General features: G+C 61.5%; 22 protein-coding genes. 12 read left to right on the forward strand and 10 right to left on the reverse strand.

The genetic code is table 11. The features are described 5' to 3' along the window. The 7 genes from NE852_RS06375 (at position 1) to NE852_RS06405 (ending at position 4,436) form a co-directional block, all read left to right on the forward strand. On the forward strand, positions 1-420 hold the full coding sequence (locus tag NE852_RS06375; protein WP_008528854.1) for a Na(+)/H(+) antiporter subunit B: 420 nt from the start codon (positions 1-3) through the stop codon (positions 418-420). After that, positions 420-797, forward strand: coding sequence for a Na+/H+ antiporter subunit C (locus tag NE852_RS06380; RefSeq protein ID WP_008528853.1), 378 nt, complete (start codon positions 420-422; stop codon positions 795-797). Before NE852_RS06375 ends, NE852_RS06380 begins: the two co-directional genes overlap by 1 nt. A gap of 67 nt (positions 798-864) precedes the next feature. Then, positions 865-2,418 carry a Na+/H+ antiporter subunit D gene (locus NE852_RS06385; RefSeq protein WP_008528852.1) on the forward strand — a complete coding sequence of 518 codons (1,554 nt, stop codon included), beginning with the start codon at positions 865-867 and terminating at the stop codon, positions 2,416-2,418. Beyond that, on the forward strand, positions 2,415-2,891 hold the full coding sequence (locus tag NE852_RS06390) for a Na+/H+ antiporter subunit E (RefSeq protein WP_008528851.1): 477 nt from the start codon (positions 2,415-2,417) through the stop codon (positions 2,889-2,891). Before NE852_RS06385 ends, NE852_RS06390 begins: the two co-directional genes overlap by 4 nt. Continuing rightward, positions 2,888-3,235 (forward strand): cation:proton antiporter, encoded by a 348-nt coding sequence (locus NE852_RS06395; protein WP_008528850.1) that lies wholly within the window; start codon positions 2,888-2,890, stop codon positions 3,233-3,235. The genes NE852_RS06390 and NE852_RS06395 overlap by 4 nt, the downstream gene beginning before the upstream one ends. Then, positions 3,232-3,564: a monovalent cation/H(+) antiporter subunit G gene (gene mnhG, locus NE852_RS06400; RefSeq protein ID WP_037172125.1), complete on the forward strand. Its 333-nt coding sequence runs from the start codon at positions 3,232-3,234 to the stop codon at positions 3,562-3,564. Before NE852_RS06395 ends, mnhG begins: the two co-directional genes overlap by 4 nt. Before the next feature lie 440 nt (positions 3,565-4,004). Next, a complete protein-coding gene (locus NE852_RS06405) occupies positions 4,005-4,436 on the forward strand; it encodes a MucR family transcriptional regulator (protein ID WP_008528845.1) in 432 nt (143 codons plus the stop codon). A 282-nt stretch (positions 4,437-4,718) separates the two neighbouring features. Here NE852_RS06405 and NE852_RS06410 read toward each other — a convergent pair whose 3' ends face one another. Then, positions 4,719-5,141 carry a SufE family protein gene (locus NE852_RS06410; protein WP_008528844.1) on the reverse strand — a complete coding sequence of 141 codons (423 nt, stop codon included), beginning with the start codon at positions 5,139-5,141 and terminating at the stop codon, positions 4,719-4,721. Between the two features lie 352 nt (positions 5,142-5,493). After that, positions 5,494-5,988 carry a DUF5330 domain-containing protein gene (locus tag NE852_RS06415; RefSeq protein ID WP_008528843.1) on the reverse strand — a complete coding sequence of 165 codons (495 nt, stop codon included), beginning with the start codon at positions 5,986-5,988 and terminating at the stop codon, positions 5,494-5,496. A gap of 410 nt (positions 5,989-6,398) precedes the next feature. Here NE852_RS06415 and NE852_RS06420 point away from each other — a divergent pair, with 410 nt between their 5' ends. The 3 genes from NE852_RS06420 to NE852_RS06430 all read left to right on the forward strand — a co-directional run bounded on the left by NE852_RS06420 (position 6,399) and on the right by NE852_RS06430 (position 9,281). Then, on the forward strand, positions 6,399-7,979 hold the full coding sequence (locus NE852_RS06420; protein WP_258156316.1) for a HAMP domain-containing sensor histidine kinase: 1,581 nt from the start codon (positions 6,399-6,401) through the stop codon (positions 7,977-7,979). Beyond that, complete coding sequence (locus tag NE852_RS06425) at positions 7,951-8,871, forward strand: peptidoglycan-binding domain-containing protein (RefSeq protein ID WP_008528840.1); 921 nt, start codon at positions 7,951-7,953, stop codon at positions 8,869-8,871. The genes NE852_RS06420 and NE852_RS06425 overlap by 29 nt, the downstream gene beginning before the upstream one ends. Before the next feature lie 65 nt (positions 8,872-8,936). After that, complete coding sequence (locus tag NE852_RS06430) at positions 8,937-9,281, forward strand: DUF1491 family protein (RefSeq protein ID WP_008528839.1); 345 nt, start codon at positions 8,937-8,939, stop codon at positions 9,279-9,281. Between the two features lie 12 nt (positions 9,282-9,293). Here the strand turns inward: NE852_RS06430 and NE852_RS06435 are convergent, their stop codons facing one another. The 4 genes from NE852_RS06435 to NE852_RS06450 all read right to left on the reverse strand — a co-directional run bounded on the left by NE852_RS06435 (position 9,294) and on the right by NE852_RS06450 (position 14,932). Next, a complete protein-coding gene (locus NE852_RS06435; RefSeq protein ID WP_037172118.1) occupies positions 9,294-10,343 on the reverse strand; it encodes a DUF2336 domain-containing protein in 1,050 nt (349 codons plus the stop codon). Positions 10,344-11,494: 1,151 nt separating this feature from the next. After that, entirely contained in the window at positions 11,495-12,043 is a 549-nt protein-coding gene (locus tag NE852_RS06440; protein ID WP_008528834.1) for a membrane protein, read from the reverse strand. Continuing rightward, positions 12,036-12,623, reverse strand: a complete 588-nt coding sequence (locus NE852_RS06445) for a DUF1214 domain-containing protein (RefSeq protein ID WP_008528833.1) — start codon at positions 12,621-12,623, stop codon at positions 12,036-12,038. The genes NE852_RS06440 and NE852_RS06445 overlap by 8 nt, the downstream gene beginning before the upstream one ends. 137 nt (positions 12,624-12,760) lie before the next feature. After that, complete coding sequence (locus NE852_RS06450; RefSeq protein ID WP_008528831.1) at positions 12,761-14,932, reverse strand: transglycosylase domain-containing protein; 2,172 nt, start codon at positions 14,930-14,932, stop codon at positions 12,761-12,763. A gap of 217 nt (positions 14,933-15,149) precedes the next feature. Between NE852_RS06450 and NE852_RS06455 the strand changes: the two genes are divergently transcribed. Next, positions 15,150-15,617, forward strand: a complete 468-nt coding sequence (locus NE852_RS06455) for a YcgN family cysteine cluster protein (RefSeq protein ID WP_008528830.1) — start codon at positions 15,150-15,152, stop codon at positions 15,615-15,617. 6 nt (positions 15,618-15,623) lie between these two features. Here the strand turns inward: NE852_RS06455 and NE852_RS06460 are convergent, their stop codons facing one another. Further along, complete coding sequence (locus tag NE852_RS06460) at positions 15,624-16,184, reverse strand: TetR family transcriptional regulator (RefSeq protein WP_037172114.1); 561 nt, start codon at positions 16,182-16,184, stop codon at positions 15,624-15,626. 97 nt (positions 16,185-16,281) lie between these two features. Here NE852_RS06460 and NE852_RS06465 point away from each other — a divergent pair, with 97 nt between their 5' ends. After that, positions 16,282-17,196 carry an SDR family oxidoreductase gene (locus NE852_RS06465; protein ID WP_008528828.1) on the forward strand — a complete coding sequence of 305 codons (915 nt, stop codon included), beginning with the start codon at positions 16,282-16,284 and terminating at the stop codon, positions 17,194-17,196. Between the two features lie 9 nt (positions 17,197-17,205). Here NE852_RS06465 and NE852_RS06470 read toward each other — a convergent pair whose 3' ends face one another. From NE852_RS06470 to NE852_RS06480, 3 genes are all read right to left on the reverse strand, one after another. Further along, on the reverse strand, positions 17,206-17,352 hold the full coding sequence (locus tag NE852_RS06470) for a hypothetical protein (protein ID WP_008528827.1): 147 nt from the start codon (positions 17,350-17,352) through the stop codon (positions 17,206-17,208). 309 nt (positions 17,353-17,661) lie between these two features. After that, entirely contained in the window at positions 17,662-18,072 is a 411-nt protein-coding gene (locus NE852_RS06475; protein ID WP_205621952.1) for a hypothetical protein, read from the reverse strand. Positions 18,073-18,167: 95 nt separating this feature from the next. Continuing rightward, positions 18,168-19,568 carry an MFS transporter gene (locus NE852_RS06480; protein WP_258156317.1) on the reverse strand — a complete coding sequence of 467 codons (1,401 nt, stop codon included), beginning with the start codon at positions 19,566-19,568 and terminating at the stop codon, positions 18,168-18,170. Positions 19,569-19,648 lie beyond the last annotated feature (80 nt).

Here is a 19,648-nt window from a genome sequence, read left to right on the forward strand (position 1 = left end):
GTGAACACCCTCATCTTTCGCACCGTTGCTCCGTTTCTCACCGCGCTGATGCTGCTTTTTTCCTTCTTCGTGCTGCTGCGCGGCCATAACGAGCCGGGCGGCGGCTTCATAGGCGGGCTGATCGCAGCCTCTGGATTGGCGGTCTACGGCATCGCTCGCGGCGTTTCCGCCGTTCGCCGTTCGCTGTTCTTCCATCCGCTATCGATTGCCGGCGCCGGCTTGCTGCTTTCGACGATTGCGGGTCTGCTCTCCATCTTCTTTGCCGTTCCCTTCATGACCGGGCTCTGGATCTATCCGAAACTTTTCGGGGCGGAGGTGCCGCTGTCGAGCGTCCTGCTCTTCGATATCGGCGTCTATCTGGTCGTGCTCGGCGCCATCACCTCGATCGCGCTGGCGCTCGAAGAAAAAGAGGTGGAATGATGGAGCCTCTTCTGGCGATCCTTGTCGGCCTGTTCTTTGCCGCCGCCATCTATCTGATGTTGTCGAAATTCTCGATCCGCATCATGCTCGGCGTCGCCATCCTCGGTAACGCCGTCAACCTGCTGCTCTTTACATCAGGCCGGCTGACCCGCGAAGTGCCGCCGATCATCCCGGCGGGTCTCGACGCCTTGCCCTCGGGTACGGCCAACCCGCTGCCGCAGGCGCTCATCCTGACAGCAATCGTCATCTCCTTTTCTTTCCTCGCCTTCCTGCTGGTGCTGACCTACCGCGCCTATCAGGACCTCGGCACTGACGACACCAGCGAAATGCATGCCGCCGAGCCAGAGGAGCGGCCGCTGCCGCCATTGGGGTATTGAGGCGGATGTCGGTGCGGATGTTCACCCCAAGGCAAGCCCTCTCTCGCGACAATCGAGGCGCCATCTGATGGCCGCCCCCACCGCCCCCGTCGATCTCTCCGCCGCTTTGGTCGCCGCCCCGGTTGCGATCGGTCATTGGCTCGCTATCCTGCCGGTTGCCCATTGCATCACGCTCGGCGCCATCCTGCTGATGGTGCGCGCCTATCCGCGGCTGCAGGGCTGGCTTGCCATATCGGGTCTTGGGCTCTTGGCACTGATGGATGCGGCGCTGCTGGCCAAGGTCGCTGCCGAGGGACCGCTCACCATGGTCATGGGGCGGTGGCTGCCGCCCTTCGGCATCGCCTTCACTGTCGATCTCTTCGGTGCGCTGATGGCGTTCACCGCGGCGCTTGCGGCTCTTGCCGGTGGCGTCTATGCGCTGGCCGACATGGGTGAAAGCGGCCGGCGATACGGTTTCTTCCCGCTGCTCATGCTTTTGATGGCAGGCGTCACCGGCGCCTTTCTGACCGGCGATATCTTCAATCTCTACGTCTGGTTCGAGGTGCTGTTGATCTCCTCCTTCGGGCTGATCATCCTTGGCTCCGAACGCGAGCAGATCGACGGGGCGCTGAAATATGCCGTACTCAATCTCATCGCCACGACCTTGTTCCTGGCCGGGGTCGGCATCCTCTATGCCACCTTCGGCACGCTCAACATGGCCGATATCGCTTCAAAGGCTGGGGATCTGCGCGGCGAGGCGCCGCTGATGACGCTTGCAAGCCTCTTCCTGCTCGCCTTCGGCATGAAGGCGGCGGCGTTTCCGGTCAATTTCTGGCTGCCTGCCTCCTATCATACGCCGCGCATCGTCGTCTCGGCGCTCTTTGCCGGCCTGCTCACCAAGGTCGGCATCTACGCGCTGATCCGGGTGATCGTCATGCTGCTGCCGGTGGAGCGCGAGAATTTGAGCTTCGTGATCGCGCTCGCTGCGGCCGCGACCATTCTGGTCGGCGCCCTCGGCGCGCTTGCCGAAAACGATATCCGCAAGCTGTTCGGCTATGTCGTCATCGCGGGCATCGGCAACATGCTTGCCGGCGTCGCCCTCGGCGGCCCTGGCGGGATCAGCGGCGCGGTCCTCTATGCGGTCCATTCCATGGTGCTGATGACGGCACTCTATCTTGCCGCCGGCGAGATCGCCCGGCGCGGCGGCGGCTTTTCGCTCTCGGCGCTCGGCGGGCTCTATAGGCAAAGCGGCGGTTTCACCGCGATCTCCTTCGTGCTCTTCCTTGCCGCCTGCGGCCTGCCGCCCTTTTCCGGCTTCTGGCCGAAAGTCATTCTCGTCAAGGCCTCGCTCGATATCGGCGCCTGGTGGCTGGCAGCCTCGATCCTTGCTGGGGGTTTTCTGACGACGATCGCCTTCGGACGCCTCTTCCTGCTCGCCTATTGGCGCCCTGCGCCGACCGTGCTCGCCCCATCGAGGACGTGCTGGCGCACCGGTCTGCCGCTCGCCGCGCTGACAGTGCTGGTCATCGGCTTCGGCATTCTGCCGGAACAACTGCTGCGATTGTCGCAATCGGCAGCGGCCGGTCTTGTCGATCGCCAAGCCTATCTTCATTCGGTTTTTCCGAAAGGAGACACGCGGTGACCGTCTTTCTCTTCAGCCTACTGCTGCTCGCCATCGGCTGGGTCGCCGTCACCGGCAGCGTTTCGCTGCTCAATCTTGTCTTCGGTCTTCTGCTCGCGGTCCTGGCGCTCTTCATCGTCCGCACACCCTTCGGCGACAAGTCCTATCCGCGTCGCATTTGGCCGGTGCTCTCGCTGGCCGCGCTGTTCCTGAAGGAATTGTCGCTGTCGGCCTGGAAGGTCACGCTCACGGTTCTCTCGCCCGATATGAAGCTGAAGCCCGGTATCTTTGCCTTCCCCCTGACGGTAACGAGCGATTTCGAGATCACGCTGCTTGCAAACCTCATCACCCTGACGCCAGGCACACTTTCCGTCGACGTCTCCATTGATCGCCGCACGCTCTATGTGCACGCGCTCGATTGTTCCGATCCCGAGGCGACCAGGCGGAATATCGCCAACGGTTTCGAACGCAAGATCATGGAGGCCTTCCGGTGATCACGCCCGCCGCCATCATCGCGGCCGCATCCTCGGTCGCCCTCGTCATCCTTGGCCTGGCGCTGCTTCTGACCGTCTGGCGGGTCATTGCCGGCCCGACATTGCCGGATCGTATCCTGGCGCTGGATATGCTGACCGGCATAGCGATCGGTTACATCGCCGTTATCGCCATCAAGACCGGCTTTTCGCTCTATATCGATATCGCCATCTCGCTCGGCCTCGTCGGCTTCCTGGCGACCGTCGCCTTCGCGCGCTTCGTGCTGTCGCGCGCCGACATCAACCCCCCGCCTTCTACCGCAGCGAAGGGTAGCGCCAAAAGACGCCGGACAGGGAGGAGGCGATGATGGATTATATTGTCGCTGCCGTCACGGCTCTGCTGCTGATCGCCGGTGCGTTCTTCGCGCTTTCGGCGGCGATCGGCCTCGTCAGGCTGCCGGATCTCTATACCCGCATGCATTCGGCCTCGAAGGCGGGCACTGTCGGCTCGGGCTTGCTGCTCTTTGCCGCCGGCCTTTATTCCGAAGATCCGATGATTCTTGCCCGCGCTCTTGCCGGCTTCATCTTCTTTCTGCTGACCGCGCCGGTATCTGCCCATCTGCTTGCGAGAGCAGCCCATCGTTCGGGATATGACCTCGGCGGTATCTCGGTACGCGACGACATGCGCAAGCGCTGACGGATATGCTGTTCAGCGACTTTACCAGATTTATGCAAAACTTATGCACAGGAAGCTGTGAGTAAAGCTTGATAGCAGCCCCCTCAATTCTTCGTTAGCTATTTTTTCTCAAGAAAAACGACAAATAATAATTGGCCTTTTGGCCAAACGATGGTATTTGAAAATGTAAGTAGAGTTCTGATTGTGAGTTACAATCGTACTGCTTCCAAGTCCCTCAGTTTTGATTTTTAATGTCTAACTGGGGCCATCGCCTGGGGCATGACGTAGTGGTTTTCGGTCAGCGCAGTATAAGAACAGGTCTCGGTCTTCGGAATCTAGGGGTGGATTTCGGTTTTTCGGAACAGAAGGTCGCTTCCTGTACTTTTGCTGTTCGCTTCTACGAGGAGGGTCTTTGACGCGTCAGTCAGGGGCCGTTTGAGCATGCTAACAGGAGAAAGAATATGACGGATATAGCGACCGGCAATGGGCCGGAGCTGCTTGTGGAACTGACGGCCGACATCGTCGCGGCCTATGTCAGCAACCACGTTGTACCGGTCAGCGACCTGGCCAATCTGATTTCCGACGTGCATTCGGCACTGAGCAACACGTCCGTACCGCAGCCCGCTGCGGCGATCGTCGAAAAGCAGAAGCCTGCAGTTTCTGTCCGCAAGTCGGTACAGGACGAGCAGATCACGTGTTTGGAATGCGGCGGCAACTTCAAGTCCCTCAAGCGTCACCTGATGACGCATCACAGCCTTTCGCCGGAAGAGTACCGCGAGAAGTGGGACCTGCCGACCGATTACCCGATGGTAGCGCCCGCTTATGCCGAAGCGCGTTCGCGCCTGGCAAAGGAAATGGGTCTGGGCCAGCGCCGCAAGCGCGGCCGCGGCTGAGCTTTTACGAAAGCAACCAACGACAAAAGCCGGGTCCTACGCCCGGCTTTTTTGTATTCATTCAGGACGAGGGAAAAATCTCTCCAGTATTTCGTGCTCTGCGGAGCAGCGCCGGACGCAGGAGGAGATATTGGAGACGTCCGGCCTTATGCTTGGCGCAAGAGGTGTCGGATGTATTCCTGTACTATGAGCAAATGTTAATATACTCGCCTGCCAAGGCAGTCGCTTTCGAATCGATCGGCTTGCAGGGCGTTTCTCAACGCCGATCAACTCCAATTACGTTCAAGCCGCGGCGCGGACCCTTGCCTCTTCCCGTATCCTGTTTACCATCGACCGCAGTCCATTCGAGCGCTGCGACGACAAATTCTCCACCAGGCCGATCTTCGAGAATATCTCGAAGGCGTCGAGGCCGGCGATCTCGGATGCGGTCTTGCCTGAATAGGTAGCAAGTACGATGGCGACCAGGCCGCGCACGATATGGGCGTCCGAATCACCCTCGAAACTCATGACGGGATTGTCGGGATCGCCTGCCGTATGCGTCACCAGCCATACCTGGCTAGCGCATCCCATCACCTTGTTCTCGGAGGTGCGCTTCTCGTCCGGCAGTTCGGGCAGCGCCTTGCCGAGCTCGATGACATAGCGGTAGCGGTCTTCCCAATCGTCCAGAAAGGTGAAGTCGTCGATGATCTGGTCGAGGGATGCCATGGAAAAGCCTTTCACCATTAAAGCAATTCCAGCGAAAGTGCGCACCGGCTTTGCATCCGGAATGCGTCAGGAACAGCTCTAGAAGTGCATATAGGTGAAAGACCAGCGGATTTGAACCGCTAAAGCAATTCCAGGAAAAGTGTGAAGCGGTTTTCCCAGGCAAAGCACCAGGTGGTTTTGCCCGGAGCTGGATAAAAAAAGCCGTGAGGGGTGGGCATCCTCACGGCGCAGCAACATGCTGAATTAAACAGGGCAGGCACGTCAGGCATGGGGCATCTCCGCGTCATGCGGACCACCGATGCAAGCTAGAAAACCAAAGGTGCTGCGGACGGAGTGCCCGCGAAAAATTTCGTCAGATCGCCGGCTTCGGCGTCGGCAGCGGAATTGCGCCTGTTACCACCGTCTCGGCTGTGGCGTCACCCTCGACCGGCGGGCGGTAAGGCATCGGCTGATTCAGCGCGGCCTTTGCCTCGCGCACCTTCTCCTGGATCGAAGGCGCAGCAAGGAGGGGCATGTTGAGCGCTACCGGCGTCTGCGGGGCGGCAAGTTTCGCTGTCGCCGGCGCTTCGTCCTTGAATTGGCTATCAAGGAGCTCATAGGCGACACGGGCGCCTTCACGAGCCCGGTAGCCGAGCGCCGTGAAGGTCTCCGCGCCCTTGGCGCAGACCTCGGGCTTTTCCGAGCACATGCCGGTCAAATAGTCGTAGGCGCCGCTTGCCGCGGTAAACGCATCGGAAAGCTGCAATTGCGGGCCGTTGGAGGTCTTGTCGGAACTCTCCGTGCTGAAGACGGAAAGAAGCACGAGCACAAGGCCAAACCAGAAGGATCCTTTAATCAGAAACCACATTGTCGTTGCCCATCCTGTTTCCCGCCCGGTCTTGTCGCCGAATCAGGCCGGTTGTCCGGTGTGATTTCACCCTACCGCCAAGTTGCGAATGCCGCTTTTCGAAACTCACGCGCATTTGCGGCAAATTTAGTTCAAATTTTAGCGAAGCGTATTTGAGCCGCATTTAATTCGAATGCGAGCCATTGCCGTTAAGCATCTGGGCAGCACCTCCTTGCAATTGCAGGGCTTTTGGAAGCTCGCCTTGCCACAGGAGTTAACGACATACTGAAATATGAGGAAAATCCATCGCTTACCTGCCATTAACCACAAAAGGTAAAGAGGCTTCCATATGCCTCAAAACGGGAATTTCGGCCCTTTCAGGCTGTGAAGAGCGCTTTTGCCTTATCCTTTCTTTAAGTCGCGGAGGCCTATTGTCCGGATCGATAGACAGCCTTTTTGGCGGGTATTGCGTGCGTGTATTGAGTGACATTGGCGGCTGGGCGACGGCCCTCGTAGACCGGGCAGCGACAAGCTGGCTTTCCCGGACGGGGGGCGGCGAAGCCGTGCGTCAGCGCGAGCTCGCGATCCTGCGCCGCCTCGTCCTGATGTCGTCGGCCGCTCTCGTTGCCGCTCCGATCGGGCTTTCCGCGGTCACCAGCCCCGCCGTCGCCTTGCCGGCCGGTGTTGCCATAGTTTGCGCCGCCTTTCTTTTTTCCGCCGTCGGCAGCATCGCGCTCGCCCGTCAGGGCTCGCCCGCCGGCATCGCCACGCAGTCGGCTGAGGACTTCTTCCTTACCGCCACCCCAGGCCTCGTCTTCTTCATCGATCAGCACGGCAGTGTGGTGACTGTCGGTGGCCGCGACCGGCGCGATTTCCTGGCCTGGATGCGTGATCCCAAGGGCAGGGGCTTCCTCGAGCAGGTGCATGTCTCCGACCGCATCCTTTTCCTGCGGGCGCTCGATCTCCTGCGCCGCGGCGAGGATGCTGCGAGCGTCGATCTGCGCCTCGACCGACCCTCGGTTTCGCGCGATCAACGTCAGTTCGCCTATCTGAGGATGGATATGACCGCGCGACGCGATGCAGACGGCGAGCTGGCTGCCGTCATCGCCCAGCTGCGCGATGTCTCCGTCGAGCAGCAGCTGCGTGACGAAGCCCAGAATCGCGCGGCCGATGCCGAATCGGCAAACGATGCCAAATCACGCTTCCTTGCGGCCGTCAGCCATGAGCTGCGCACACCTCTGAACGCCATTCTCGGATTCTCCGATATTCTCATCGGCGAATATTTCGGCAAATTCGAAAACGACCGTCAGCGCGAATATGTCGGCCTGGTCCGCGAATCCGGCGCGCATCTCTTGTCCGTCGTCAACACCATGCTCGACATGAGCAAGATCGAGGCGGGTCGCTACGAGCTGATCCTCGAACCTTTCGATATTGCAAGCTCCGTCAAATCCTGCGAATCGATGCTGGCATTGCAGGCCAAGACCAAGGGCGTTACCCTGACGAGCCGTATCCAGCGCGGCCTCGGCGAAATCATTGCCGATCAGCGCGCCATCCAGCAGATCCTCATCAATCTCGTCGGCAACGCCGTGAAGTTCACCGAGGCCGGAGGCGTCGTCTCCGTCGATGCGGCGGCGCGCGACGGCATTCTGAAGCTGACGGTCAGCGATACCGGCATCGGCATTCCGGCCGACAAGCTGGCATTGCTTGGCCAGCCTTTCGTGCAGATCCAGAACGATTATACCCGCCGGTTCGAAGGCACCGGCCTCGGCCTGTCGCTGGTCAAGGGACTGGTAGCGCTGCATGGCGGAAACTTTGCTATCGCCAGCCAGCCCGGCGAAGGCACGATCATCACCATCGAAATCGCGGTGGACGGCTCGGGCGCCAAGCGCGCCGAAGATGCCGGCCATGCCGCGACTGTCGAGTTTCCTCCGCGGCTGAAGGGCGCGGTCAATACCGGGGTAGAACTGGAAGAGGGGCTTTTCGATGGCCGCGCGCAAGCGAAAATCGCCTAAGGGAAAAAAGGGTCGGCAGCAGCCCGGCCTGTTGATAACAGGTGCTGCTGCTTTGGGTGGCCTTGGCCTGCAGGGCGCGTCGGTGCTCGGCGGTGTCATCGGCCGCAATCCGTCCGTCGCCGGCGGCACGATCGCCTTCGTGGTCATCTTCTCCTTCGTCGCAGCCAATGCGCTCTGGTATCAGCCGGGCTCGCATCCGCACCCGATTTTCCGTACCCGCGACCCGCAATCTCCGAATGTGCTCGGCGCCCGTCGCCCGGTCGAGGAACCGCGGGGCGACGTCACCACCTTCCGGATCGAACGGCCGGAGGACGCGGCCGCTACCAATGCGACACCGGCTCCCGCCGCGCCCAGTCAGCAGCCGAGCCAGCTCGTTATGGACATCCAGCAGCAGCTGGTGCGCCGCGGCCTCTACAACGGGACCCCCGATGGCATGATCGGCCCCCGCACCAGTGCGGCCATCCTCTTCTTCGAGGAGACGGTCGGCATGGCTCAGAGCGGAGATGCGACGCCGGAGGTGCTGGCCGCGCTGAAAACCGATGCTGCCGGTCCTTCGACGATACCCGCTGAAAAGCCGCATGAGGACGTAAGTTCGAAGGCCTCGACAGAAGATCCGGTCGCAGCCGCGATCCGCAGCGCCGAAAAGACGATCAAAACGGCTCCATCACCGGCAAAACAGGTTCTATCGAGCGAAATCGCCAATGTCGATCTGGTGCTGAAGATCCAGAAAGGTCTTTCCAACATGGCCTATGCCAATGTTGGCGTCGACGGCGTCGCCGGTGAGCAGACGCGCGCGGCCATCCGACATTTTCAGAAGCACTACAACCTGCCCGAAAACGGCGAGCCGAACGAGGCGGTGCTGAAGAAGCTCAGGGAAATCGGCGCGATCTAACGCTTAGCGACCGTCCGGCGCCGGCATGGATTGCCGCCGTCCACGTGCCGGTCTATATCGCGCCGATGAGATTGCGTGCCGACATCTTCATTTCCGCTCTCCTGCGCCGCGTCTTTGCCAGCGGCGATTTTGCTGCTGTCGAGAAGAAGGGCGCGGAGGAGGCGGGTGCGATCTTCATCCGCCAGCACTTCCGCGACGGCTTGGAAACGCTCTACGCGCCGGCGCCGCAGACCGCCTTCGGCGAGAATGAAGCCGCCGAGCGCTTGTTCGAGATCCGCCTGTCGCGGGCCGAGCCGGAATCGGTGCGCGCGATGCTGGAGCGCGAGCGGAGATTCGATCCCGATCTCTGGATCGTCGAACTCGAGGCGGAGGAATTGGGCGACATCATCCCGCTCGCGCGGGATGGCTGATGGCCGTTAAACTCAGCGAGACCGCCGCCCCATGACGCGCATGTCGCGTTGCGGCGGCGCCTGGCGGATGAAGCGATAGTTGGCCGTTTCCGGAAGCGCGGGCGCATCTGGCACTTCGGGCTTGTAGGTGTAGCGATCGGCGCGTCGCCAGGCTTCGACACGTTCGTGGCACTCTTCCGGGTCAAGAGCATCGAGCACCATCCAGCCGCGTGTGACATTGTGCTGTTGTTCGGCAAGGTGCGGATAGAGCTTTTCAAGCACGAAGACGGAATCGAGAAAGCCCATGCCGAGGCTTGTCAGCGTTGTGGCGAGCTGCTGGCCGGAAAGGTCGAGCATGATGCGCTCTGCAAGCCAGCGGCTGGCGGAAAGGGCGTCGGCAAGCGCGGTTGCGAAATGCGTCGCTTCGCGGGAGCGGGCAAAGCGTACCAGCAGCGCTTCCTGAATGTCGGTGAGCGTGCGCAGGCCGAGCCTGTCCTCGTCGTTGCGGCCGAGGTGACCGGCAAGGTCGAGGATGCGTTCGCGCAATGCCGCTTCATTGGCAACGCGCTGCTCCTCCAACGCATCTGCCTCGTTCGCTTCGCTCGGCATCGGCGAAAGCGGCACCGCCGGCGTTTCGGTGATGGGAGCCACCGGGGCGGCGGACCTGGGGCCGGCCTGGCGCAACGCCACCAAGGCATCGATAACCTTCGGCGAGAGCGAATCGCGGCTGACAATCGCCTTCACATGATCCTTGCCCTGTGTGCGGGCGATGGTGATCAGCGTATCGTCACTGATTGCCTGTGAAGCGGTAATGAAAGGTGCCGCGATCTCGATCGACTGGCTGCCGATGAACAGCGCCACGGCCGCGGGCATGTGCTCGCATTGGGACAGGGCGGCGACCGCCTGGCGCCTGGCCTCGTCGGAGGAGGCCTGGAACAAGGGCATGAAAAGCTCGGCAAACTGGCGCAGCTCGGATCGTGTCGGATGAGACAGATTCTCGAAGCTGCTGACAGTCGCCATCAACACCACGTCCTTTTTCCTGACGGCCAAGGGGCCTTCAAGGTCTCTAAACCGGTCACGCACAAGCACACCCTGAAAACGCAGAACAAGGGGAACCACGGGCCAATATGCGCTGGCGGAACGCATGTCAGACCATACGGTTATGAACGAATCCTACACCGGTACGGTTAATGCATGCTGAAGATTTTATTAAAATGCAACAGAAGTACACACGCATCGCGTGCTGCAGCATGATTAGCCGGAAATGTAAATTCGCTTGTTTTGAAAGGTCGTTGCGGCGATTGCGCATCGGCGGTGTTAGCATGCAAAAGCCAGGCGTTCCGCAGGTCGCGCAGCGGCTGCATTACTTTGGCAATTGTCACGACCGGGGCGTGATAAGCTCGAGTGCCGGAGATGCGGCAGACTTGGCCTCCACGCTTTTGGCGTCGATGCGCCCTTCTGCGCTGGCCGGCATCCAGCGCGTGGCGACGGCCCCGCCTGCTCCCAGGCCGAGACGATGGTTCACCGCACAGACATCGCCTGTCCCCTGCAATTGCGGCAAGGGTGTCTAAAATCTCCGTTGGAACCATGTCTGGAAATGTTTGATCGACGCAGGGGAAAATACGAATATTTCGTGGCGTATATTTGCAACACTGTCGCTCACGACGCGGCTAAACCGAGCTCATTATCGCCAACTGTATGAATCTATTCTAATTTTACGCCATCGATTCATGAAGCGTTTTTGCGCGGGCGCCGTGAAACCAAAACAACTGTCCAGGCGTTACAGACGAACAAGGTGAACTATGTTTGGCACCAAGCGAACATTAGTAAACTGTTAACTGTTATGTGTCTCAATTCGGATAGGAACGACGCGATTTGGGTGTTTGGATCGTTGAAACTCCGCATCACGGTATTTCGATCAGGTGCCGTGGGAAAGGCGCGGATGCCCTCGGTCCGGTTCATTCGGCATCGCAGGACGCGCCGGCTCGCAGATTGGCGGGCAGGGTGAAATCCATCGCAAGTTCATCCGTCTCGGGCAGTGCATGGAGACGAGAATGGCAATAATAGTCGCATTGGCAGATCGGCAGCCACGGACGCCGCGTCGCCCGGATAAAGAGCCTCGCGAAGGCAAGATCCTATGGTTCACCGGCGTTCGTTATGAGCGGCTGGCCGAGAACCCGAAACATCGCCCGGCGCCTGCGCCGCGCGTCAATAAAAAGTAATTCGGTTCAACCCTAGCGCGTGGCGAATTGTTCGCAGCCAGCTTCGGAGAGAAAGTTCCGTGCGGCTTCATCGAAACTCGCCTGCGGCGCCAGCGTCCGCAGCACGGCATAGCCATCCGGTCGTGCCATTTCCACCAGGATCGTCTGCTGCAGTTCCTGCGGCAGATTCTTGCGCAAGTCTGTCAGCTGGATCGGACCGCCCGCCAGTACGTCGAGCGCGCCGCCGACCGATGTCCGGTCGTTCATGCTGAAGACCTCATTGGAGGCACTGTCGTAGATCGCGATCGACCAGAAGGGTACATTACCCCTAGCCGTGAAATGCACCGGCGCATCCTCGACATCGAAAGAACAGACGGCGGTGCGCACGAACGGGTCACCGTTGGCAAGGCCGGCATCGTCATATTGGTCACCTAGCAGGTAGAAATTGCTGAGGTCGCCTTCTGCCTCTATGCGGGTCGCCGCGTCCTTGCCGGTGAAATGGGGCAGCGAAAGAATGATGACCAGATGCAGCAGCGCTGCGCCGAAAAGACCGGTGAGGACGGCGAAGAATATTCTAAGCATTGCCGCATCCGGTCTTGGTGAGCTTCGGCATGGCGAGATCGATCACGCCGGAACTGCCGGCCGTCGGCGTATCGAACAGCGTCAACACCAGCCGGAACGTGCCGGCCCGCGGCAGCGCCAGCCAATTGCCCGGCTGCGCGCCGGCCGATATTTCGATCGAGAAGCTGCTGTCGGGCTGGCGCAGCACCGTCCACGAGTTCAGGGCCGAGGGAAGCCCCGGTTTCATTGCCGCCGGATTGCCGCCATTGTCGGCGGTGAACAGGGTCCAGAGGCGGGCGGGGGGCGTCTGCCCGCTGATGCGGTAGCGGCAGTCCGCATTCAGCCGCGCGCCTTCGTCATCGACGCTCGCCGTGAAGGTCAGTCCCTCGGCGCTGCCGTAAAGCAACTTGCCGGCGCGCGCGCGATGCGACTTGGCATAAGGGTCGGCATCGACGGTCTGCAATGCCGGAAAGGCTTCCCAGGCGCCGAGCTTGATCGCCCCAAAACCCTGTGTCGCATCCAGTGCGTAGAGGGTGATCATGATCCCGCCGCCGAAAGCGACGATCAAGGTGACCAGGATGAAAAGGGGAAATCGAAACACGTCAATACCTTGGTAACCACATCGGGAGAAAGGGTTACCACTGATTCTGGCAGGGTGGAATGCCACGCCGGGAGATAGGCGCCGATCTATCCACGGTCACCGCCCGCGCGTGAATGCTGGCAACAGGCACACGCAGGCTATTCGGCGCTCGCGACCTTCTGCGGCGCAAGCGGGGCGGCGCTCTTCAGCTTCTCGCCGAGAGCCTTGAGGATGTCGGTCGATTGAACCGAGAGCATGCGCGGCCGGATGAGCTGCGGCAACCCGTCCTGCGGCTTGGCGGCGGCGGTCTTGGCGAGATCCTTCTCGGAGGACAGGGGATTTTCGATGCCGGGGATGGCGCGCAGCGTGACGCCTTGATGGGCGTAGTCCATAGCGCGCTTGAAGGTCATCGCCGGCAGCGAACCGCCGGTCATGTTGTTGGTCGAGGTGTAGTCGTCGTTGCCGAACCAGACGGCGCAGGTGTAATTGCCGGTGAAGCCGACGAACCAGGCGTCGCGATAGGCCTGGGTCGTGCCTGTCTTGCCGGCAGTCAAGATGCCGTTGTCGAGTGCCGCCTTGCGCGCAGTACCGACATAGGGAACGCGCGACAGCATCTGGTTCATATAGGCGTCGGCCTGTTCGGACAGCACGCGCTTCGGCGCCGGCTCGTCGTGATCGAAATCGTAGAGCACGTCGCCGCCGTAATCGAGGATCTGGGTGATGCCGTGGCGGCGCGACTGGAAGCCGCCGGCCGGGAAGGTGGCATAGGCGGTCGCCTGATCGAGCACCGTCACCTCGGACGTGCCGATCGGAATGGTAACGTCATCGCGGATCGGCGTTTCGACGCCGAGGTTCTTCGCCATCGCCCGGATCGGCTGGATGCCGAGCTTCTCCTTCGCGAGCCGTACGGGAACGGTATTGATCGACTGGGCGATCGCGGTCTCGAGCGTTATGCGGCCGGCATAGTGATTGGCGTAATTATGCGGGCTCCAGTTCCCCCAGGAGATCGGCGCGTCGACGATGGTCGTCTGCGGCGTCATTCCGCTCTCCATTGCCACCGAATAGGTATAGACCTTGAAGGAGGAGCCCGGCTGGCGCAGCGCCTTGGTGGCGCGGTTGAACTGGCTCTCGCCATAATCCCGTCCGCCGACCATGGCGCGCACCGCGCCGCCATTTTCGATCATCACCATGGCGCCCTGTTTCGCGTGATAGGCCTCGCCATATTCGCGTAGCGACGTCTCGATCGAATCCTCCGCCGCTTTCTGGATGCCCATGTCGATCGTCGTGCGCACGATCAAAGAATGCTGGTGGAAGCGCGGAGAAAGCCGCTGTACTTCGTCGAAAGCCCAATCGAGGAAGAAATCCGGCGATTCCACTTCGTTGCGGTCGACGACGGTCGCGGGATTGCGCCTGGCGGCGATCACCTGGCCTTCAGTCATCAGCCCGCTCTGTACGAGATTGGTGAGTACCTCATTGGCGCGCGCGCGTGCGGCCGGCAGGTTGACATGCGGCGCATATTTCGCAGGCGCCTTGAACAGGCCGGCAAGCATGGCGGATTCGGCAAGGTTCACGTCGGTGATGTTCTTGCCGAAATAGAATTGCGCGGCCGCGGCAGCACCAAAGGTACCGCCGCCCATATAGGCGCGGTCGAGATAGGTGGAGAGGATTTCCTTCTTGGAAAGGTTCGCCTCCAGCCACAGTGCCAGGAAAGCCTCGGTGATCTTGCGATCTATCGAGCGCTCGTTTGAAAGGAAGAGGTTCTTGGCGAGCTGCTGCGTCAGCGTCGAGCCGCCCTGCACGACTTCGCCGGCCTGGGCATTGGTGACCATGGCGCGGAACAGGCCGATGGCGTCGATGCCGAAATGGTCGAAGAAACGCCGGTCCTCGGTGGCGATGACCGATTTGATCAGCGAATCCGGCAGCTCGTCGATCGGTACGGAATTCTGGTGGATGACGCCGCGATGGCCGATGACGTTGCCGTAGCGGTCGAGGAAGGTGACGGCGAAGTCGCCGCGGTTGCGCCAGTCTTCCTTGGTGGCTTCGAAAGCCGGCTGGGCGAGTGCCAGCATCAGCACCATGCCTGCGGCGCCGAGCGTCAGCCCTTCGCCCGCCAGTTCGAAAACCATGCGCTTCCAGCCGCGAACGCGGAAGCGGCGGAAGAAGATGGTGGTGTCTTCCCAGATCTCGGCAGCGCGGAAGCCGGCGTTCCAGACGGTCGAATCGATCCACGAATCGATGCGCAGCAGAATGTGGCGGCTCTTCGCCGGCCGCTTGCCCGCGTCATTCGTCTCTTTTTCTGGCCCGTTTTCTGGGTTGTCCGGATCCTGCACGTCCTGTATTCCCGCCTGGTCGCGCTTCGCTCATGTCCGGCCGCCGGAAAGCGACGAAAGCGCGAGGCCCGCAAGGGCCGAAAAGCTCTCCGATACCAGGAGAGAGTTCTCCGGTAGCAGGCGCATGCTGAAGAATTGATTGATTTTGCGGCTGATAACAAGAGAGATACAAGGGCGGTCACGTGAATTTGCGGGCCGCTGTTGCAAGAAACGAACGATGCACGATCTGCCCTTCTGGAAGAGCAAGACGCTTGCCGAAATGACCACCGCCGAATGGGAAAGCCTCTGCGACGGCTGCGGCCTCTGTTGTCTCAACAAGATCGAGGAATGGGACAGCGGCGATATCTATTTCACCTCGGTCTGCTGCAAGCTGCTCGACGGCGAGAGCTGTCGCTGCTCCAGCTATGAGAACCGCTGGGACTTCGTGCCGGACTGCGTCCAGCTGACGAAGGAGAACGTGCCCGACATCGCCTGGTTGCCGCCGACCTGCGGCTACCGGCTGGTCAGCGAGGGCCGCGACCTCTATTGGTGGCATCCGCTCATCTCCGGCGATCCCGAAACCGTCCACGCCGCGGGCATTTCGGCCCGAGGCCGCACGATCAACGAAAATGAGATCGATATCGACGATCTCGAAGATTACGTCGTCGATTGGCCGCTGACCGTGGGTGAGGAGAAGGAAGAATAAGCGGGCTCACGATTGCACGGCTGCCAGGAAACGTCGCAGCTCGGTTTCCACATAATTCGCTACCGGCCCGTCTGCGCCAAAACCCCACCAGGTGAGCGAACCCTGCCATTGCGCCAGCATCAGCCGGGCGATGGTCTCCGGCGCCACCGCCGATCCGAAACGTTGCGTGATCGCTGCGGTCAGCGCCGCTCCCCAGGCCGCACCCCGGGCACGCAACACCGGATCGCGGAAGTCCTCGCGAAGTACCAGCAATCCCTCGCCATAGGCGGCGGCATCCTCACCGTAGTCCTGAGACAGGCCGACGAGCAGCGCGACTGCGCCCTCCGGCGTTTTCGGCGCCGTCTCGGCAAGCCGCGCCGTCTCCGCGTCCAGCCTGTCCCAGGCGTAAAGCAGTGCTGCGCGCAGCATCGCCGCCTTCGTGGTAAAGCGCTGCACCAGCGTCGAGCCGGAAAGACCGCTTGCCTTCGCCACTGCCGCAAAGGTTGCCGCATCCGGCCCTTCGGCTTGGATTAGCGCCAGAACCATGGCGAGAAGCTGCTCATCGGAAAGGGTGCGGCGGCGCGGCATGAAATCCCTCTTGCATTTGCCTCGAATGTAAACGATCATTCGTTTATATACAAGACCCCGTTACAGCATAAAGCGTTCTAGCGAGGAGGACGGAAAGATGACAGCGGACTTGCGGGAGAAGGTGGCTTTAGTGGCAGGCGCAACGCGTGGCGCAGGCCGCGGTATCGCGGTGGAACTCGGCGCGGCCGGCGCTACCGTCTACGTGACGGGGCGCACGACGCGGGCGCAGCAATCCGAATATGCCCGGCCGGAGACGATCGAGGAGACGGCCGAGCTGGTAACCGCTGCCGGCGGCAGGGGCATTGCCGTGCGGGTTGATCATCTCGTCAAGCAGGAGGTCGAGGGGCTGGTCGCCCGTATTCGCAGCGAGGCCGGTCGGCTCGATATCCTCGTCAATGACATCTGGGGCTGCGAGAAGCTCTTCGAATGGGATAAGGCCGTCTGGGAGCATTCACTCGACAAGGGCCTGCACATGTTGCAGCTCGGTATCGAGACTCATCTGATCACCGCCCACTACGCCCTGCCGCTGATGATCGAGCGGCCCGGCGGGTTGTTGGTGGAGGTGACCGACGGCACGGCCGAATACAATGCCACGCATTACCGGCTTTCGCCCTTCTACGACCTCGTCAAGACAGGCGTCACCCGCATGGCTTGGGCACATGCCCAGGATTTGGCAAAGCATGGGGCCACCGCCGTTTCGATCACACCCGGCTGGCTGCGCTCCGAAATGATGCTGGAGGCCTATGGCGTGCGAGAAGAAAACTGGCGTGACGCGACAAAGATACAGCCGCATTTCGCCATTTCCGAAACCCCGCGCTTCGTCGGGCGTGCCGTCGCGGCGATCGCCGCCGATCCCGACCGCGCTCGTTGGAACGGTAAGTCGCTATCGAGCGGCGGAATGGCAAAGATATACGGCTTTGACGATATCGACGGTTCGCGACCAGATTGCTGGCGCTACCTGGTGGAAGTGCAGGAGCCGGGCAGACCGGCGGATGTGACCGGCTACCGCTGAGGCCGGCCGCTACTTCTTGGGCGCGCTGCTGCCATGCGGAGCGGTTTGCGTCGCCGTCTTCATCTGGCCGGCGAACGTGCTTGCAGGCTTCGCCGGCAGCTTGTCCTTCTTCGGCTTCCGGGTCTCGCGATTGCTTCTCAATTGTCCCTTTGCCATGGGTCGGCCTCCTGTTCAGACGAAATCGAACGCTGCAATCTGCGCTGCTCTCACCTTGCTTGTCGGTCGCGACCGAAGGCAATGGAGACGGTGACCGAGAGGCGCTACGTGACACGGGGGGACACGGGAAGACCCGTGCCGGAAAGCCGGCCATTTGCAAATTCGCATCGGTCAATCAACGCCATTCTAGTGGCACACGACTGAGTTGTCACTAAGGCCTTGCCGCAAGAAAGCCACATTTCGGCACCCCGACGGCTCAGCCACATTGACGCTGGTGATAAACGCGGAGTGGTGCTTGATCTCCTAGAGTCACATATCCAACCGGGATATGCGGTAGGCTTTATCGGCAGGCGGCGCGCCTTTGCGCGGCAATCCCTGTATCGCATACCGGTTGCAGACGGGGGTGATCGGTTTTGGCACAGTCTTCGGCTTGCCGAAATGGTATTCGAGCGCCTTCGAGAGCATGACCGGCGATGTCACGCCCTCCTGGTAGAGCTTGATCAGCAGCATGGCCGCCGCGTTCAATCCCATTTCGTCGCCTGTCGGGATTCGAGCGTTGTAGCCGGCATCGTCGAGCACGCCCTGAAGCATGTCGAGATCGGATGAAGTCAGAAACGGCTTTTCGGAAGCGGAAGACATCGGTCCTCCTTTCGTCGAGGCGGGGGCATGAAAACCCTCAGTCGGCAGCGCCCGCGCGATGGCTGCCGCGGGTGCGACCATGCGCCTTTCGCCGAGGCAAAGCAACGGGATTCTTGCTGCAGATATCGCTCCGAATGAGGAGGAGCCCGCACCGGTCAGGGTGCGGGCCGTGAGGGTCATTCTGCCGCCTGATAGGCCGCCGGCCGCGCGGTCGATGTCCGAGGCCCGGCGGCTGCAAGCAGGGTGATTGCGACCGCCAGCAGCGCAACGAAGGTGATGCCGGCGACATAGGGATTCCAGCCGAAATTCGGTGCAGCGGCGAAGACCGCCGAGGCGGCCGCGAGCACGATGCCGCCACCGATCTGGAAGGCGGCGAAGAGCAGTCCGGAGGCGAGCCCCGATTTGTCGTCCTCGACATCCGAAAGGGCCGCGACCTGCACCGAGGGGTAGGTCATGGCGTAGCCGAGGCCGAGCGGGATTTGCGAGAAAACGACGAGCAGGATCGGATCGACATGGCCGAATGCGGCCACCCAGAAGATATAGCTGGCCGCCTGCAGGCCGACACCCGCCGCCATCAGGCCGGTCGTGCCGCGATTCTGGGCGATCGCCGCAAAACGTGGCGCCAGGAACATCACGAAGACGCCGCCAAGGGCAAAGCAGAAGCCGGTCGCAAAGGCTGACCAGCCGATGACGTTCTGGTAGTAGAGCGTCGCCAGGAACTGGAAGCCGACATAGGCGCCCTGGAAGAGCGCGGCGAGCGCGTTGGCGTGCCGGAGCTTGGCCCGGCGGAACATGCCGAGCGGCACCATCGGATCGGCATGGCGTGCTTCGACCACGAGGAAGAGCAGGATCAGCACCAGCGATGCCAGCAGCGAAGCCCAGGTTGGAAAGGCTTGCCAGCCGGTCGCCGCAGCATTGGTGATGCCGAAGACGAAGAGCAGCAGGCCCGGCGTGATCGTCAATGCTCCGGCCCAGTCGAAGGCCGGTCGCGGCCCGGTCCTTTTCGCGTCGGCGGGCAGCACCAGCGGCGCAAGAATGAGCGTCAGGATGGCGACAGGCGCGCCCATGACAAGCGTCGCCCGCCAGCTGAAGATCGTCGCCGCGCCGCCGAGCACCATGCCCAGCACGAAGCCGGCCGCGCCGGTGGAGGAGAAGACCCCGAGCGCCTTCGCCCGCGCCGTTCCCTCGCCGAAGACGGAGAGCAACAGCGCAAGGGCGGCAGGCGCCGTGAAAGCCGCGGCAATGCCCTTGATCAATCGGGCGGCGATCAGCGTCGGCCCGCTGTCGACGAAGCCGCCGGCGATGCTGGCCGCCGCAAAGACCGCCAGCGACCAGAGAAAGACGCGGCGGTGGCCGAAGACGTCGGCGACACGGCCGCCGAGCAGCAGGAAGCCGCCATAGCCGAGCACATAGGCGCTGACCGCCCATTGCAGCGACGTCGCCTTCATGCCGAGTTCGGCCTGGATGGCGGGGAGCGCCACGCCGATGGTGGAGACGTCCATGGCGTCGAGAAAATTTGCGGCGCGGAGCAGCAGCAATGCCAGCCATACGCCATTTGGCGATTTGGAAAGAGTCATCGAAATCGTTCCTTTTTGACTGCCGCCTCATCGGGGGAGGTTGCCGGGCGGCAGGGAACGAGAAAATGTACAGCTTCCTT

Origin of the sequence: Rhizobium sp. Pop5, from assembly GCF_024721175.1 — a bacterium.
GTDB lineage: Bacteria > Pseudomonadota > Alphaproteobacteria > Rhizobiales > Rhizobiaceae > Rhizobium.

What these genes read in the sequence shown, in the direction of transcription:
- NE852_RS06385 (WP_008528852.1), top strand. Translation starts at nt 865, where the DNA reads ATGGCCGCCCCCACCGCCCCCGTCGATCTCTCCGCCGCTTTGGTCGCC.
- NE852_RS06460 (WP_037172114.1), bottom strand. Translation starts at nt 16,184, where the DNA reads ATGCCGCGCCGCCGCACCCTTTCCGATGAGCAGCTTCTCGCCATGGTT.
- mnhG (WP_037172125.1), top strand. Translation starts at nt 3,232, where the DNA reads ATGATGGATTATATTGTCGCTGCCGTCACGGCTCTGCTGCTGATCGCC.
- NE852_RS06465 (WP_008528828.1), top strand. Translation starts at nt 16,282, where the DNA reads ATGACAGCGGACTTGCGGGAGAAGGTGGCTTTAGTGGCAGGCGCAACG.
- NE852_RS06410 (WP_008528844.1), bottom strand. Translation starts at nt 5,141, where the DNA reads ATGGCATCCCTCGACCAGATCATCGACGACTTCACCTTTCTGGACGAT.
- NE852_RS06380 (WP_008528853.1), top strand. Translation starts at nt 420, where the DNA reads ATGGAGCCTCTTCTGGCGATCCTTGTCGGCCTGTTCTTTGCCGCCGCC.
- NE852_RS06430 (WP_008528839.1), top strand. Translation starts at nt 8,937, where the DNA reads ATGAGATTGCGTGCCGACATCTTCATTTCCGCTCTCCTGCGCCGCGTC.
- NE852_RS06405 (WP_008528845.1), top strand. Translation starts at nt 4,005, where the DNA reads ATGACGGATATAGCGACCGGCAATGGGCCGGAGCTGCTTGTGGAACTG.
- NE852_RS06455 (WP_008528830.1), top strand. Translation starts at nt 15,150, where the DNA reads ATGCACGATCTGCCCTTCTGGAAGAGCAAGACGCTTGCCGAAATGACC.
- NE852_RS06415 (WP_008528843.1), bottom strand. Translation starts at nt 5,988, where the DNA reads ATGTGGTTTCTGATTAAAGGATCCTTCTGGTTTGGCCTTGTGCTCGTG.
- NE852_RS06440 (WP_008528834.1), bottom strand. Translation starts at nt 12,043, where the DNA reads ATGCTTAGAATATTCTTCGCCGTCCTCACCGGTCTTTTCGGCGCAGCG.
- NE852_RS06475 (WP_205621952.1), bottom strand. Translation starts at nt 18,072, where the DNA reads ATGGTCGCACCCGCGGCAGCCATCGCGCGGGCGCTGCCGACTGAGGGT.
- NE852_RS06480 (WP_258156317.1), bottom strand. Translation starts at nt 19,568, where the DNA reads ATGACTCTTTCCAAATCGCCAAATGGCGTATGGCTGGCATTGCTGCTG.
- NE852_RS06425 (WP_008528840.1), top strand. Translation starts at nt 7,951, where the DNA reads ATGGCCGCGCGCAAGCGAAAATCGCCTAAGGGAAAAAAGGGTCGGCAG.
- NE852_RS06470 (WP_008528827.1), bottom strand. Translation starts at nt 17,352, where the DNA reads ATGGCAAAGGGACAATTGAGAAGCAATCGCGAGACCCGGAAGCCGAAG.